The organism is Serratia sp. PL7, from assembly GCF_945957435.1.
The window spans coordinates 765,592-780,636 of record NZ_CAMFLB010000002.1 but is presented as its reverse complement, the minus strand read 5'-3'; the positions used below and the strand labels follow the sequence as shown (position 1 = coordinate 780,636).

At 56.3% G+C, this 15,045-nt stretch carries 11 protein-coding genes; 5 read left to right on the top strand and 6 right to left on the bottom strand.

Annotation, left to right across the window (positions count from 1 at the left end; all coding sequences use genetic code 11):
• Positions 1-96 precede the first annotated feature (96 nt).
• From poxB to N6G83_RS18025, 4 genes are all read right to left on the bottom strand, one after another.
• Positions 97-1,818: a ubiquinone-dependent pyruvate dehydrogenase gene (gene poxB, locus N6G83_RS18040; RefSeq protein ID WP_074028942.1), complete on the bottom strand. Its 1,722-nt coding sequence runs from the start codon at positions 1,816-1,818 to the stop codon at positions 97-99.
• A 125-nt stretch (positions 1,819-1,943) separates the two neighbouring features.
• Entirely contained in the window at positions 1,944-2,948 is a 1,005-nt protein-coding gene (gene hcr, locus N6G83_RS18035; RefSeq protein WP_211136138.1) for an NADH oxidoreductase, read from the bottom strand.
• A 55-nt stretch (positions 2,949-3,003) separates the two neighbouring features.
• Positions 3,004-4,653, bottom strand: coding sequence for a hydroxylamine reductase (hcp, locus tag N6G83_RS18030; RefSeq protein ID WP_260524013.1), 1,650 nt, complete (start codon positions 4,651-4,653; stop codon positions 3,004-3,006).
• Between the two features lie 180 nt (positions 4,654-4,833).
• Positions 4,834-5,730, bottom strand: a complete 897-nt coding sequence (locus tag N6G83_RS18025) for a lysine exporter LysO family protein (protein WP_024529878.1) — start codon at positions 5,728-5,730, stop codon at positions 4,834-4,836.
• A gap of 180 nt (positions 5,731-5,910) precedes the next feature.
• Between N6G83_RS18025 and N6G83_RS18020 the strand changes: the two genes are divergently transcribed.
• A complete protein-coding gene (locus N6G83_RS18020; protein WP_024529877.1) occupies positions 5,911-7,569 on the top strand; it encodes an ATP-dependent endonuclease in 1,659 nt (552 codons plus the stop codon).
• Here the strand turns inward: N6G83_RS18020 and N6G83_RS18015 are convergent.
• Positions 7,566-8,507 (bottom strand): VirK/YbjX family protein, encoded by a 942-nt coding sequence (locus N6G83_RS18015; protein ID WP_211135715.1) that lies wholly within the window; start codon positions 8,505-8,507, stop codon positions 7,566-7,568. The two genes, N6G83_RS18020 and N6G83_RS18015, sit on opposite strands and share 4 nt — an antisense overlap.
• A 196-nt stretch (positions 8,508-8,703) precedes the next feature.
• Here N6G83_RS18015 and macA point away from each other — a divergent pair, with 196 nt between their 5' ends.
• Both macA and macB read left to right on the top strand, forming a co-directional pair.
• Complete coding sequence (macA, locus tag N6G83_RS18010) at positions 8,704-9,819, top strand: macrolide transporter subunit MacA (RefSeq protein WP_098927851.1); 1,116 nt, start codon at positions 8,704-8,706, stop codon at positions 9,817-9,819.
• On the top strand, positions 9,819-11,765 hold the full coding sequence (macB, locus tag N6G83_RS18005; protein ID WP_024529874.1) for a macrolide ABC transporter ATP-binding protein/permease MacB: 1,947 nt from the start codon (positions 9,819-9,821) through the stop codon (positions 11,763-11,765). Before macA ends, macB begins: the two co-directional genes overlap by 1 nt.
• A 76-nt stretch (positions 11,766-11,841) precedes the next feature.
• Here macB and cspD read toward each other — a convergent pair whose 3' ends face one another.
• The gene (gene cspD, locus N6G83_RS18000; protein ID WP_021804952.1) at positions 11,842-12,063 is read right to left on the bottom strand and encodes a cold shock-like protein CspD; all 222 of its coding nucleotides are present in this window, start codon (positions 12,061-12,063) and stop codon (positions 11,842-11,844) included.
• 344 nt (positions 12,064-12,407) lie between these two features.
• Between cspD and clpS the strand changes: the two genes are divergently transcribed.
• Together clpS and clpA are read left to right on the top strand one after the other, a co-directional pair.
• Positions 12,408-12,728: an ATP-dependent Clp protease adapter ClpS gene (gene clpS / locus N6G83_RS17995; protein WP_021804950.1), complete on the top strand. Its 321-nt coding sequence runs from the start codon at positions 12,408-12,410 to the stop codon at positions 12,726-12,728.
• Between the two features lie 26 nt (positions 12,729-12,754).
• On the top strand, positions 12,755-15,034 hold the full coding sequence (gene clpA / locus N6G83_RS17990; RefSeq protein WP_024529873.1) for an ATP-dependent Clp protease ATP-binding subunit ClpA: 2,280 nt from the start codon (positions 12,755-12,757) through the stop codon (positions 15,032-15,034).
• Positions 15,035-15,045: the final 11 nt, after the last annotated feature.

Here is a 15,045-nt window from a genome sequence, read left to right as displayed (position 1 = left end):
TAGCCGATGAGGAAGAGGCTTTCATCATAACCGGATTAGCGCAGGGCAAAAGCGGAAAATGCAGGGGACAACCAACTTGATTGCCCCCAGAAGCGATTAACGCAGCCAGTTGGTTTTAGCCAGTTCGACGACCTCATCACCCCGGCCGTTGATGATGGCGCGTAGCATATACAGGCTGAACCCTTTAGCCTGTTCGAATTTGATCTGCGGCGGCATCGCCAACTCTTGTTTGGCCGTGACCACGTCGAGCAAGGCCGGGCCAGGATGGGCCAGCATTTCCTGTAATGCCGCGTCCAGCTCGGAGGCCTTTTCTACCCGAATGCCTTTGATCCCTGCCGCATTGGCGATGGCGGCAAAGTCCGGGTTGTGCAGATCGGTGCCATCGGTAAGGTAGCCACCGGCCTTCATCTCCATTGCCACAAAGCCCAGCACGCTGTTATTGAACACCACCACCTTGACCGGCAGCTTCAACTGGGCCAGCGACAGAAAATCCCCCATCAGCATGGTAAAACCACCGTCACCGCACATGGCGATCACCTGTTTATCCGGTTCGGTGGCCTGAGCACCCATCGCCTGCGGCATGGCGTTGGCCATTGAGCCATGGTTGAACGAACCGAGCAGGCGGCGTTTGCCGTTCATTTTCAAATAACGCGCTGCCCACACCGTCGGCGTGCCGACATCGCAGGTGAAGATGGCGTCATCCGTGGCTGAGTTGCTGATTTGCTGTGCCAGATATTGTGGGTGGATCGGCTGGTCATCATTCGCCGTAGCCAACCCGTCGAGATCTTTACGCGCTTCGCGATAATGTTCCAACGCCTTATCCAGGAACTTGCGGTCGTTCTTGGCTTGCAGCTGCGGCAGTAAGGCACTGAGCGTCGTTTTGATATCGCCCATCAGTGCCATATTGACCGGGCAATGGGCACCGATGCTGCCGGGGTTGATATCGATCTGAATGATATTGGCATGGGTAGGATAAAACGCCCGATAAGGGAACTGAGTGCCTAGCAGCACCAGGGTATCCGCGTTCATCATGGCGTGATAGCCGGATGAGAAACCGATCAGCCCGGTCATGCCGACGCTGTAAGGGTTATCCCATTCGATATGCTCTTTACCGCGTAGGGCGTGCACAATCGGGGCTTGTAGCAGTTCGGCCAGTTTGACGACTTCGTCATGCGATCCGGCGCAGCCGCTGCCGCACATCAGGGTGATGTTTTTGGCGTTGTTCAGCGTTTCTGCCAGTTTCTGCAGCTCGCTCATCGGTGGCTGCATCAATGGGTGCGCAGGCGTATGCCACACCATGCTGGCATCTTCTGGGGCCATTTGCAGGGCGACATCCCCTGGCAGCACAATCACCGAGACGCCACGGTTGAGGATCGCTTTGCGCATGGCAATCTCGAGTACTCGCGGCAACTGCTCAGGATTGGACACCAGCTCGCAGTAATGGCTGCATTCGCGGAACAGCTCTTGCGGGTGCGTCTCCTGGAAGTAGCCGCTGCCGATCTCGCTGGAAGGAATATGGGCGGCGATAGCCAGCACCGGGACGTGATTGCGGTGGCAATCGAACAGACCGTTGATCAGGTGCAGGTTGCCGGGGCCGCAGGAGCCTGCGCAGACCGCCAGTTGGCCGGTGAGCTGCGCTTCGGCACCGGCGGCAAAGGCGGCGACCTCTTCGTGGCGGGTGCCCATCCAGGCGATGGTTCCCATCCGATGCAGGCTGTCACTCAGGCCGTTGAGCGAATCGCCGGTAACGCCCCAGATCCGTTTTACACCTGCCTGTTCCAGCGTTTTGGCGATCAGCGTGGCTACTGTTTGCTTCATCGTTCCTCCAGTCATTATCCAAAATGAGGGGTACTCGCCCGGTTAAAGGCAAACAGAAAGTGTAGAAGGGCATCAGGGGATACGCTTACCGATATGTGCCCCATCGAGAAGATGGGGCCAAAGCCTCAGGCGAGGGTGACGTCACTTTGTAGCTGGCAGCTACAGGCTAGTACGTAGCCCTGCTCGATTTCCGCTGGGGTTAACGTCATGGTGCTGCTGGTGGTGTATTGGCCATCGATAATACGGGTTTTGCACGAACCGCAAACCCCAGCCCGGCAGGCGGCATTGACCGGTAACTTATGGGCTTCCAACGCTGCCAGCAAGGTGCTGCCGACCGGCACGCGGAATTCACGCAGTGGCTGACCGATGCGCAATGTTAACTGTTCGCTTCTCCCATCATCCAGCTCCGCCGAGGTGTGGAACTGTTCCTGATGGAAGTTGGCAGCGGGGACGCCTAGCCCCAGGCAAAGCTGCTCAACCTGTTGCATGTAAGGGGCCGGGCCGCAGGTCATGACGGTACGTGAGGTAATATCCGGCGCGGCCTGTTGCAAAACTTGCTCATTGATGCGGCCAGACAGGAAGCCGGGTTGCGCATCCTGCTCTGCCATCAATGTCAGTTGCAATTGTGGATGGGCAGAACATAGCCGTTGCCACTGTTCGGCAAAAATCACATCGGCAGGGGTGCGGACGTTAAAGATCACTCGGATATCGCATTGCGGTTTGTTCACCACCAGCCAGCGGCACATCGACATGATCGGTGTGACGCCACAGCCGGCAGCCAGCATCAGGTAGCTATCGCTGGGGTGTTGCACGCAACTGAATTCTCCCTGAGCGTCTGATAGCCAAAGTGTTTGATCAGGGTTGACCTCTTGCGTCAGCCAACGTGAGCCGAGGCCATCCGCCAGGCAACGTACGCTGATGCTGATAAAAGGACTCAGGCCGGGCGAAGAGGAGAGGGTATAGGCGCGTAGCGTGTCTGCACTGTCGCGAATGCTGACTAACGCAAACTGACCGGGCTGATAAGGATAAAAGTCGTTATTGATCAGGTTCAGCGTCCAGACGTCGGCAGTTTCCTGTTGCAGGGAGTGCACCTGCATCGGGTTGGGGCAAAGTGGGCTGGGTTGGCTCATAGGGCACCTCACAACAAACGGGGCCGCCGCGATGGGCAGCCCCGGAACAACGGCCTTAGCCGAGAAGGGTTTGCATATCCTGCTCTACGGTGGTGACCGAACGCAGGCCGAATTTTTCATTCAGCACCGCCAACAGATTGTCGGTCAGGAACGCCGGGGCGCTTGGGCCGGTGACGATATTTTTCACCCCTAGCGACAGCAGCGTCAGCAGAATGACGATCGCTTTCTGCTCGAACCAAGACAGCACCAGGCTGAGCGGCAGGTCGTTGACCGTGCCACCGACTTTCTCGGCGAGTTTGACCGCCAGCATCACGGCGGAATAGGCGTCGTTACATTGGCCGACGTCTAGCAGGCGCGGTAGCCCTTCCAGCGTGCCGAAGTCCAGCTTGTTGAAGCGGTATTTACCGCACCCCAGCGTCATGATCAGGCAATCTTGCGGCACGCTGCGGGCAAAATCGGTGAAATAGCTGCGTTCGTCGCGGCTGCCGTCACAGCCACCCACCAGAAATACGTGGCGCAGTTTTTTCTGTACTACCATATCAACCACGGTATCGGCGGCGCTGAGCAGTACCTGGCGGCCAAAACCGACGGTGATCAGTTGTTCGATTTCGCTGTAAGGGAAGCCAGCCAACTGTTGAGCTTGAGCGATCACGGTGCTGAAATCATCCCCTTCCAGATGGTTGACACCAGGCCAGCCAACGATGCTACGCGTCCAGATGCGATCGCCATAGTGGCCGACGTTCGGATCGATAATGCAGTTGGAGGTCATGACGATCGAACCCGGGAATTTGGCAAATTCGGTCTGCTGATTTTGCCAGCCGCTACCGTAGTTACCCACCAGGTGTGGGAATTTTTTCAGCTCTGGATAGCCATGGGCCGGTAACATTTCGCCGTGGGTATACACGTTGACGCCGGTGCCTGCGGTCTGTTCCAGCAGCAAGCGCAGATCTTTCAGGTCGTGTCCGGAGATCAGGATCGCCTTGCCCGCCACCGGGCGCACGTTGACCGTGGTCGGCTGTGGGTCGCCAAAGGCACTGGTTTCGCCGCGATCCAGAATAGCCATCACGCTGAAGTTCATTTTGCCGATGGCCATCGAGTTGTTCAGCAGGGTGTCCAAATCGCTCGGTTGGGTGCCCAGCCAGGCCATAAAGGCGTGGTAATCAGCATAGATCTGGTTGTCGAACTGGCCCAGCACATGGGCATGTTCCATATAGGCGGCGGCCCCTTTCAGGCCGTACAGGCACAGCATCCGCAGGCCGTGGATATCGTCGCCTACCTCGGCTTTATCTTTATTGAGGGCAAACTGCGCAGCCTGTTGCAACAGCGCAGGCATATCGTTGCCGGCCAGTTGCAACTGGGCCAGTGGGTGATCGACCTGCACACTGGCATCGAGCAGGCGGCAGCGAACCGCCAGCGAATCACGCAGGGCAATGGTGTCACGTGCATAGCCGATAATGCGTTCGGAATCGAAGTTAACGTTGGTCAGCGTAGAGAAGAAGGCGCGTGGGGAGAAACTGTCGACATCATGATCGATAATGCCCAACGCGCGCGCCTGCAAGGCCCAGGCAGAGAGCCCTTGCAGCGCCGCTATCAACAGATCCTGCAGGTCGGAGGTTTCTGCCGTTTTGCCGCACATCCCTTGAGCGTAGGAGCAGCCGTTACCTGCCGGTGTCCGGATGGTTTGTTCACATTGCACACAGAACATAATCGCTTCCTTTTTTAAAGTTGCATTTATAATGCCTGTTTTGAAGCATAGATCGACGGTGCAACCTTAAAAAGGCTTTTGTGATACAACTTTAACAAAGTTTGATTTAGAACAAGTTGGCGTGCGGATGGGAATTATTACGCTTTGACTAACAGGCGCGGCGAGCCGCGCCCGTAGGCGTCAGGAGAACAGGGCGATTAATACGGGGGCCAACAGGCTCAGCAAGAATCCGTGCACGATGGCGGGAGGCACCATTTCTATCCCGCCGCTGCGTTGCAGAACCGGCAGTGTGAAATCCATCGAAGTGGCACCACATAAACCCAATGCAGAGGAGCGGCTACGACGCACCAGCGTAGGGAGCAGCATTATTGCCACCAGCTCACGGGCCAGATCGTTGAAGAAGGCGGCGCTGCCCATTACCGGGCCATAGGCGTCGGTGATCAGGATGCCGGAAAGGGAGTACCAGCCAAACCCCGAAGCCATCGCCAAACCGGCTTTCAGCGGCAAACCCAACAGCAGTGCGGCCACTGCACCACCCGCCAGCGAACTGACCGCCACCACCAGGGCCACCATCATGCCACGGCGATTGAGGGCAATCTGGCGCAGCGTCATCCCACTGTTGCGTAACTGTGCCCCCACCAGAAGCAGCAGAAACAGCAGGGCGTATTCACTGCCTTGGCCAGCAAATTGCAGCCAGTGCCACTGGGTGAGGCCCAAGGCAAAGCCCCCAACCACCACTCCACAGAGCTTCAGGGATTCCAATGCCATATGCAGGCGTGAGGGCAACGTTTCTTGCTTGTGAGTACTGTGCCAAGGGCGGCGGCGTTCAAACAAAGATAACCACAGGAGATTGGCGCAGAAAATGCACAGAAAAAACACCAGGGTGTACTGAAAGATCAGCATCAGGTTGCTGCTGAGGTTTTCCAGGAATGCCAGGCTGATCCCCATAATGAACAGGATCACATACACCATCCAGCTCAGCAGGCGGTTAATGGCCCGGATCAGGGTGACGCTACGCAAGGGGACAAGATAACCGACAATCAGCGGTATCAAAATAATCAGCAGTCCTGAGTACATGTGAAACAAGCGTCCTTTAATCTGGAGGAAGTGCGGCAAACCTAACACGCTAACCAAAATGGGCTAAGGAGTAAAGTCGCGTATTTACGTGGTTTGCAGCACGCTGTAGCAATGTCTGCTTGACCTGTAATGGCTTTATTGCTCATCCTCAAGGTATCAGGCGAATAAAGGAGTCAGCAGATGTACCTGGAGCGTATTGAGATTGTAGGATTCCGCGGTATCAACCGGCTTTCACTGACGCTGGATGATAATACCGTGCTACTCGGGGAAAATGCCTGGGGCAAGTCCAGCCTGCTGGACGCCATGACCTTTTTACTGGCCCCCGAACAGACGCTGTATCGTTTTGAAGCCAAAGATTTCTACTTCCCACCTGGCGACGAGGCGGCCAAAGATCGTCATTTGCAGATCATCTTCACCTTTTGTGAAAAGGATACCGGTCATGCGCATCTGCCGCGCTATCGCCATCTTTCGCCGCTGTGGTCGAAGGGGGAAGATAACCTGGGCCGCATTCACTATTGCTGCGAAGGAGAACTAGACGATGATGGCACGGTATGCACCTGGCGGCGTTTTCTTGATGCCGATGGCAACGCCTTGCACTTGCACCATATCGATCAACTGGTACACGCCCTGATCCGTATTCATCCGGTGCTGCGGCTGCGTGATGCACGTTTTATCCGCCGTCTGCGGCCCAGCTCACTCAGCGATCGCCTCCCTGCCGATAACGAAGCCCTGGCACAGCAGTTGGATCAACTGACGCGTGAACTGGTGCGTAACCCGCAAAAGTTGACGAACTCCGAACTGCGGCAGGGGCTAGCGGCGATGCAGCAGTTGCTTGAACACTATTTTGCCGAGCAAGGTTCGCAGGTTGCCGGGCCTCGCCGCCATCGTCAGCCGCCGGAACAGCAGGCGTGGCGTTCGTTGGACAGCATCAACCGCATGATTGCAGAACCTAACAGCCGCAGCATGCGATTGATCCTGTTGGGGATGTTTTCTACGTTGCTGCAGGCCAAGGGCAACGTAAAACTCGATCCCCATGCCCGGCCATTATTACTGGTTGAAGACCCGGAAACGCGCCTGCATCCCATCATGCTGTCGGTAGCCTGGGGGTTGCTCAACCAGATGCCGTTGCAGCGTATTACCACCACCAACTCCAGCGAACTGGTGTCGCTAGTGCCGGTGGAGCATATTTGCCGCTTGGTGCGCGAATCGGCCCGGGTTGCTACCTATCGCCTTGGGCCAAAGGGGCTAAGTGCGGAGGACGGGCGGCGCATTGCGTTCCATATTCGCTTTAACCGGCCGTCCTCGCTGTTTGCCCGTTGCTGGCTGCTGGTGGAAGGGGAAACCGAGGTCTGGCTGCTCAACGAACTGGCGCGCCAGTGTGGCTATCGTTTCGAGTCCGAAGGCGTGAGGGTGATCGAGTTTGCCCAATGTGGGCTGAAACCCTTGCTGAAGTTTGCCCGGCGCATGGGCATTCAATGGCACGCCCTGGTAGATGGTGACGAAGCGGGGAAGAAATATGCCAATGCCGTACGCAGCATGCTGGATAATCACGAAGATAACGAGCGCGATCGTTTAACCGTGCTACCTGCGCCGGATATGGAGCATTTCATGTATCGGGAGGGATTCAGCTCGGTCTATCACCGGGTGGCTTCGGTACCGCTAAAGGTACAGATGCCGGTGCGTAAGGTGATCATCAAAGCGGTGCATCACACTTCAAAACCCGATCTGGCGATTGAGGTGGCCATGCAGGCCGGAGCGTGGGGCACCGACTCGGTGCCACCGTTGTTGAAGAAAATGTTCTCCCGCGTGATGTGGCTGGCGCGGGGCCGGGCGGATTAAGAAAAGTGTTTGCTGATCCCCTGTTGGAGCTCATCCAGTAACTGGTAACGGCGGCGATATTCCGCGCGTTTTTTGCTGGCGATGGTTTCCATCGGCTTGCGGCCAATGCGCTCGGGTAACAGGAAATAGCCGTTATCGAGTTGCTTGCCGCCCATGGAAAGCCAGAACTGATCGTAATCAGCATGCAACTGGCTTTTCTTTTTGTGGTGGTAGCGCCAGTTTTGGTAAATATGGGTGGTGTTGCCTACCGCGATCAACTGCCGGATACCCAACTGTTGGGCCAGGTGGCAAATGCCTTCCAACACCAGGCGTTTTGGAAACAGGCCGTGGCAGGCTTTGGTCGTATTCTGGATCTCAGCGTGCGGCACCGTGGAATTGGCGCCTTGCATACCGCCGATAAATAACGTGGGTTGTTGCTGGTAAATCATCAAGGTGAAGGTCATTTCAGCCAGCATGATCCCTTGGCTATTGCGCAACAGCAGTGTCGTTTCACCCTCTTTATTCAAGTGGTCCAGAGAGGCCAGTTGCAGGCAGATGTGCTCACCATTTTTGTCCTGTGCGCGGCTCAAGGTAAAGGGATGGCTCCCCAGTTGGCCGAGGTGCATCTTCAGCGGCATGCGTTGGGCGAGCAGATCGTAGTGATCGCGCAGGGCAAACAGACGGTCGATGCGGCTCATGTTATTCGCCAGATAGGGGCGATGCAGCTTGCAGGGTAGATTGGGCTGCGCGCTTAAAATCTCATCCAGCAGCGGGTTGGCGGCCAGCGTATTGAGCAGGCTACGAGTCGTGGGCCAGCAGAGTAGCGAACGGCCAAGAAACTTAAGGCGGAATGACGTTTTTTTCCAGGCATTGCTGGGCACTTTCTCGCCGTTGATCAGTGCCGTCATCAGTTGGCTGGCCGGTTCGGCCGATATGAGTGGATAGCTGAGCTGAGACATGATGAAATCCTGGTTTGTGTCTAAATGACTATTTCATCAAGGCTTCACTAAACAGGAGTTCAATACGGCATGGCAAAATTGCATTGCTCGAAATACGTTGAGCCTGGGTTTAGTTATCGGAAACGCAACATGCTAATTTACTTGGGTTGCCATGGTTGGCAGCCTGAGAATGACAGGAAATAGGTAGGAACAAACATTGACGTGGTTATTCAAAAGTAAGAAACGCGGGTTGCTGGTGTGCGCCGTTCTGGTGGTGCTTGCCGCTGTGGCTTATTGGCACTTTAGCCATCCGGCCCCGGTGGAGTTTAAAACCGTCAAGGTCGTTAAACGCGATCTTGAACAAAGCGTATTGGCAACCGGCCAACTGGACGCGGTGCGTAAGGTTGATGTGGGGGCTCAGGTCAGCGGACAGTTGGAGAGCCTGAAGGTCGAGATTGGCGATAAAGTGCAAAAAGGCCAACTGCTCGGCATTATCGATCCTCAGCAGGCACAAAACAGCATTCGGGAAGGCGAAGCCACGCTGCAGCAACTGCAAGCCCAGCTGCAACAGGCTTTGGCGGAGCAGCAACTGGCGGAGGTCACTTTGCAGCGTAACCGCGAACTGGCCAAGGTGCAGGCAGTATCGCGCCAGGATCTGGACCAATTCGCCACCAATCTGGCGGTGAAAAAGGCGCAGGTTGCGACCACTCGGGCGGAGATCGCCAAAAATCAGGCCAGCCTGGATACCGCCAAAATCAACCTTGCCTACACCCGTATCGAAGCGCCGATGGACGGCGATGTGGTACAGATCACCACCTTGCAGGGCCAGACGGTGATCGCCGCGCAGCAAGCGCCCAACATTCTGACGTTGGCAGACATGAGTACCATGCTGGTGAAGGCCCAGGTTTCCGAGGCGGACGTGATCCACCTCAAGCCGGGGCTGAAAGCCTGGTTTACCGTGCTGGGGGATCCGAGCAAACGTTTTGACGGCGCGCTGAAAGACATTCAGCCCACGCCGGAGAAGGTCAACAACGCCATTTTCTATTACGCGCGTTTCGAAGTGCCAAACCCACAGGGCTTGCTGCGTCTGCAAATGACCGCGCAGGTGCATATTCAGCTGGCTGGCGTCAGCGATGCGCTGGTGATCCCGCTGGCGGCATTGGGGGATCAGATCGCCGATAACCGTTACCACATTTCGGTGCTGAAACAGGGCAAGGAAGAGAAGCGTGAAGTCACGATCGGCATTCGCAACAATGTGGATGTGCAGATTGTCAGCGGGTTGCAGGCCGGTGAAGAAGTGATTGTCAGCCGCGGCGGCGCGGAGGCCAGCTGATGACGGCACTGTTAGAACTTAGTGATATCCGGCGCAGCTACCTCTCCGGCGATCAGACCATAGACGTGCTGAAAAATGTCAGTCTGCGCATTGATGCCGGTGAGATGGTGGCGATTATGGGGGCTTCCGGCTCCGGTAAATCGACGCTGATGAACATTCTCGGCTGCCTGGACAAGCCCAGCGCCGGGACTTACCGCGTAGCCGGGCAGGATGTGGCAACGCTTGATGGTGATGCGCTGGCCCAACTGCGGCGCGAGCATTTTGGCTTTATCTTCCAGCGCTATCATCTGCTACCCCATCTGAGTGCGGCGCATAACGTGGAGGTGCCTGCGGTTTATGCCGGTCTGGGCAAGGCAGCACGGCGCGAAAGGGCGGCGGCTTTGTTGCAACGTCTGGGGCTGGGGGAACGTATCACCTACCGGCCAAGCCAGCTTTCGGGGGGGCAGCAGCAGCGTGTCAGTATTGCGCGGGCTTTGATGAACGGTGGCCAGGTGATCCTGGCGGATGAACCGACCGGTGCGCTCGACAGCCATTCCGGTGAAGAGGTGATGACGATCCTCAAGCAACTGCGCGAGCAGGGGCACACCGTGATTATCGTCACGCACGATCCAGCGGTAGCACAACAGGCAGAGCGGATTATCGAGATCCGGGACGGTGAAATCATCGCCGATTCTCGGCCACAGGCGCAGGGTAACCCGCAGGCCAAAATGCTGGATATGGCCACGCCAGCGCCTTCCTGGCAGCAGGTAGCGGGTCGTTTCCGTGAGGCGTTGGTGATGGCTTGGCGTGCTATGGCAGCCAACAAGATGCGCACGGCGTTAACCATGTTGGGGATCATCATCGGCATTGCCTCGGTGGTTTCGATCCTGGTGATCGGCGACGCCGCCAAGCAGATGATCCTGGCAGACATCAAATCCATCGGCACCAACACCGTAGACATCTATCCCGGCAAAGACTTTGGAGACGATGATCCCAGCTTCCGCCAGGCGTTGAAATATGGCGATCTAGGCGCGTTGCGTGAACAGCCCTATGTCAGTGCGCTTTCGCCGAATATCAGCAGCAGCATGCGACTACGGTTTGGCAATATTGATGTGGCCGCCAACGTCGCGGGCGTCAGTGAACAATATTTTCGAGTATACGGCATGGCGCTTTCTCAGGGGGTTGGTATCGATGCCCAACAGGTGCAATCTCAGGCACAGGTGGTGGTGATCGACGCCAATACCCAGCGGCGGCTGTTCCCGCATAAAAAAAACGTGGTGGGTGAGGTGATCCTGATCGGCAATATGCCAGCCACGGTAGTGGGTGTGGCGCAGGAAAAACAGTCGATGTTCGGCAGCAGCAAGGCGCTTAGCGTATGGGTGCCCTATAGCACGATGGCCAATCGCCTGATGGGCAACGACTATTTTGACTCGATCACCGTGCGTATCCGTGAAGGCTATAACAGCCAGGAAGCGGAACAGCAGTTGACGCGGTTGCTGACGTTGCGCCACGGCAAGAAAGACTTCTTCACCTACAACATGGACAGCCTGGTGCAAACCGCGGAGAAAACCACCCGTACGCTGCAACTGTTCCTGACCCTGGTGGCGGTGATTTCGCTGGTGGTGGGCGGGATTGGAGTGATGAATATCATGCTGGTCTCGGTAACGGAAAGAACGCGTGAAATCGGCATTCGCATGGCGGTGGGCGCGCGCTCTGGCGATGTCCTGCAACAGTTCCTGATCGAGGCGGTGCTGGTCTGCCTGGTGGGGGGCGCGTTGGGGATAGCGCTGTCGTTCGCGATTGGCCTGTTGGTGCAATTGGCGATGCCGGGCTGGCAGATCAGCTTCCCGCCGGTGGCCTTGCTGAGTGCGTTCTTGTGTTCCACCGGTATAGGCGTGGTGTTCGGCTATCTGCCAGCACGTAGCGCTGCGCGGTTGAATCCGATTGACGCCTTGGCGCGTGAGTAACAGCAAAAATAAAATGCCAGTCGTACGGCGGCTGGCATTTTGAGTTGGCAGTGCAGAAGTGGCTGAAGGGGCGCGTTTAGGCCATTGCCTCGCTTTCCAGCGGCATAATCAGGCTCGCGTGGTTTCCTTTCGGCCCTTGATGTACGTCGAACCTGACCTGCTGGCCCGCTTTCAACGTTCGGTAGCCATCCATTTTAATTGTTGAATAATGCGCGAAGATATCTTCACCGCCGCCTTCCGGGCAGATAAAGCCGAACCCTTTGGCGTTATTGAACCATTTAACAGTACCCGTCTCCATGCTGCTACATCCCTCGCAATGCTATTTTTAAAATGAGATGAATAACTGATCCAGGTGAGTTCCAACTGGTCAAAAGACCAACAACTCACAAAATTACACTCTAGAGCAAATGATCAACACGTCAAGGGATCGGCCAATGCCCGTGTCGGGCAGTTCACTAAAGTTTGAAGTAGTTAACGCTATTGATATGGTTTGGTAACAAATTGTGGCTGCGATAGGGGCGATTAATCGCGTTGTGCTGCGGCACGTTAACCGCGAAGATGGTAAAATAGTCTTGATACTCCCGTTTGAATAACCCGAACATGGCCCCATATACTGAGGCATGGCAGAGAAGATGAGCAGCAATGGGCAATAGCAACGATTGGCTAAATATTGAACACTTGGCCGAAGAAAAACAAATCGATGCGGTAAAACCGCCGTCAATGTATAAAGTTATACTTAACAACGACGATTACACACCGATGGAATTTGTGATTGACGTTCTGCAAAAGTTCTTTTCTTATGATATTGAACGTGCAACGCAACTGATGCTCACGGTCCACTATCAAGGCAAGGCGATCTGCGGTGTTTTCACCGCCGAGGTTGCGGAAACCAAGGTGGTCCATGTGAACCGTTACGCAAGGGAGAATGAGCATCCGTTGCTCTGTACGCTGGAAAAAGCCTGAAAAGGCAATCTATTGGGGAGGTGCCTATGCTCAATCAAGAATTGGAACTCAGTCTCAACATGGCTTTCGCCAGAGCGCGCGAGCACAGACATGAGTTTATGACCGTGGAGCACCTGTTGCTGGCGTTACTCAGCAACCCTGCCGCGCGCGAAGCGCTCGAGGCTTGTACGGTGGATCTGGCCGCGTTACGCCAGGAGCTGGAAGCCTTTATCGAACAAACCACACCAACGCTGCCCACCAGCGAAGAGGAGCGCGACACCCAGCCGACGCTCAGCTTCCAGCGTGTACTGCAGCGTGCGGTATTCCACGTGCAGTCCTCCGGCCGGAGCGAAGTGAGCGGTGCCAACGTGTTGGTGGCGATCTTCAGCGAACAGGAGTCCCAGGCGGCATATCTGCTGCGTAAACACGACGTCAGCCGTCTGGACGTGGTGAACTTCATTTCACATGGTACACGTAAAGATGAGCCGGGCCAGGCACCTAATGCGGAAAACCCGGTAAACGAAGAGCAGCCTGGAGGGGAAGACCGTATGGAAAACTTCACCACCAACCTCAACCAACTGGCCCGCGTCGGCGGTATCGATCCGCTGATTGGCCGTGACCGTGAACTGGAGCGCGCCATTCAGGTGCTGTGCCGCCGCCGTAAAAACAACCCGCTGCTGGTGGGGGAATCCGGCGTAGGTAAAACCGCCATTGCCGAAGGGCTGGCGTGGCGGATCGTGCAGGGCGACGTGCCAGAGGTGATGGCAGACTGCACGCTCTACTCGCTGGACATCGGCTCATTGCTGGCAGGCACCAAATACCGTGGCGACTTCGAGAAGCGCTTCAAGGCGCTGCTCAAACAGCTGGAGCAGGATAAGAACAGCATCCTGTTTATCGACGAAATTCATACCATCATCGGTGCCGGTGCGGCTTCCGGTGGGCAAGTGGATGCCGCCAACCTGATCAAACCGCTGCTGTCGAGCGGCAAGATCCGGGTGATTGGCTCCACCACCTATCAGGAGTTCAGCAATATTTTCGAAAAGGACCGTGCGCTGGCGCGTCGCTTCCAGAAAATAGACATTACCGAGCCGACGCCGGAAGAGACCATTCAGATCATCAACGGTCTGAAAACCAAGTACGAAGCGCACCATGACGTGCGTTACACCGCTAAAGCGGTACGTGCTGCGGTGGAGCTGTCGGTGAAATACATCAACGACCGTCATCTGCCGGACAAGGCGATCGATGTGATCGATGAGGCTGGTGCGCGTAGCCGGTTGCTGCCGGTGAACAAGCGTAAGAAAACGGTCAACGTGGCGGATATCGAATCCGTGGTTGCACGCATTGCGCGTATCCCGGAAAAAACCGTCTCCGCCAGCGATCGCGACGTGCTGAGAAGCCTGAGCGACCGCCTGAAAATGCTGGTGTTTGGCCAGGATCCGGCCATTGAGGCGCTGACCGAAGCGATCAAGATGAGCCGTGCCGGTCTGGGCCAGGATCGCAAGCCGGTGGGTTCCTTCCTGTTCGCCGGGCCGACCGGGGTAGGGAAAACAGAGGTTACCGTGCAGCTGGCGAAGGCGCTGGATATCGAATTGCTGCGGTTTGATATGTCCGAATATATGGAACGTCATACCGTCAGCCGTCTGATTGGTGCGCCTCCGGGCTACGTCGGTTACGATCAGGGCGGCCTGCTGACCGATGCGGTGATCAAACATCCGCACGCGGTGGTCCTGCTGGATGAAATCGAGAAAGCGCACCCGGACGTGTTCAACCTGCTGTTGCAGGTGATGGACAACGGGACGCTGACCGATAACAACGGCCGTAAAGCAGACTTCCGTAACGTGATCCTGGTGATGACCACCAACGCCGGGGTACGTGAAACCGAACGCAAATCGATTGGCCTGATCGAACAGGACAACAGCATCGACGCGATGGACGAGATCAAGAAGGTGTTTACGCCAGAATTCCGTAACCGTCTGGACAACGTCATCTGGTTCAACCATCTGTCTCCTGCGGTGATCCAGCAGGTGGTCGACAAGTTTATCGTCGAACTGCAGGCACAGCTGGATGCGAAGGGCGTGTCGATGGAAGTGAGCGACGAAGCGCGTGACTGGCTGTCGGTGAAAGGCTATGACCGTGCGATGGGCGCTCGTCCAATGGCGCGTGTGATGCAGGAAAGCCTGAAAAAACCGCTGGCCAACGAACTGCTGTTTGGTTCTCTGGTTGACGGCGGCTCGGTGAAAGTCGAGCTGGATGCAGACAAGAAACAGCTGACTTACCACTTCCTCAGCGCCCAGAAGCGTAAAGCGGATGAAGGTGCGGTGCACTAAGCGGTAGGCAG

Coding starts and splice junctions, on each gene's coding strand:
- poxB (WP_074028942.1), bottom strand. CDS start 1,818: ATGAAGCAAACAGTAGCCACGCTGATCGCCAAAACGCTGGAACAGGCA.
- hcr (WP_211136138.1), bottom strand. CDS start 2,948: ATGAGCCAACCCAGCCCACTTTGCCCCAACCCGATGCAGGTGCACTCC.
- N6G83_RS18020 (WP_024529877.1), top strand. CDS start 5,911: ATGTACCTGGAGCGTATTGAGATTGTAGGATTCCGCGGTATCAACCGG.
- clpS (WP_021804950.1), top strand. CDS start 12,408: ATGGGCAATAGCAACGATTGGCTAAATATTGAACACTTGGCCGAAGAA.
- clpA (WP_024529873.1), top strand. CDS start 12,755: ATGCTCAATCAAGAATTGGAACTCAGTCTCAACATGGCTTTCGCCAGA.
- cspD (WP_021804952.1), bottom strand. CDS start 12,063: ATGGAGACGGGTACTGTTAAATGGTTCAATAACGCCAAAGGGTTCGGC.
- N6G83_RS18025 (WP_024529878.1), bottom strand. CDS start 5,730: ATGTACTCAGGACTGCTGATTATTTTGATACCGCTGATTGTCGGTTAT.
- hcp (WP_260524013.1), bottom strand. CDS start 4,653: ATGTTCTGTGTGCAATGTGAACAAACCATCCGGACACCGGCAGGTAAC.
- macB (WP_024529874.1), top strand. CDS start 9,819: ATGACGGCACTGTTAGAACTTAGTGATATCCGGCGCAGCTACCTCTCC.
- N6G83_RS18015 (WP_211135715.1), bottom strand. CDS start 8,507: ATGTCTCAGCTCAGCTATCCACTCATATCGGCCGAACCGGCCAGCCAA.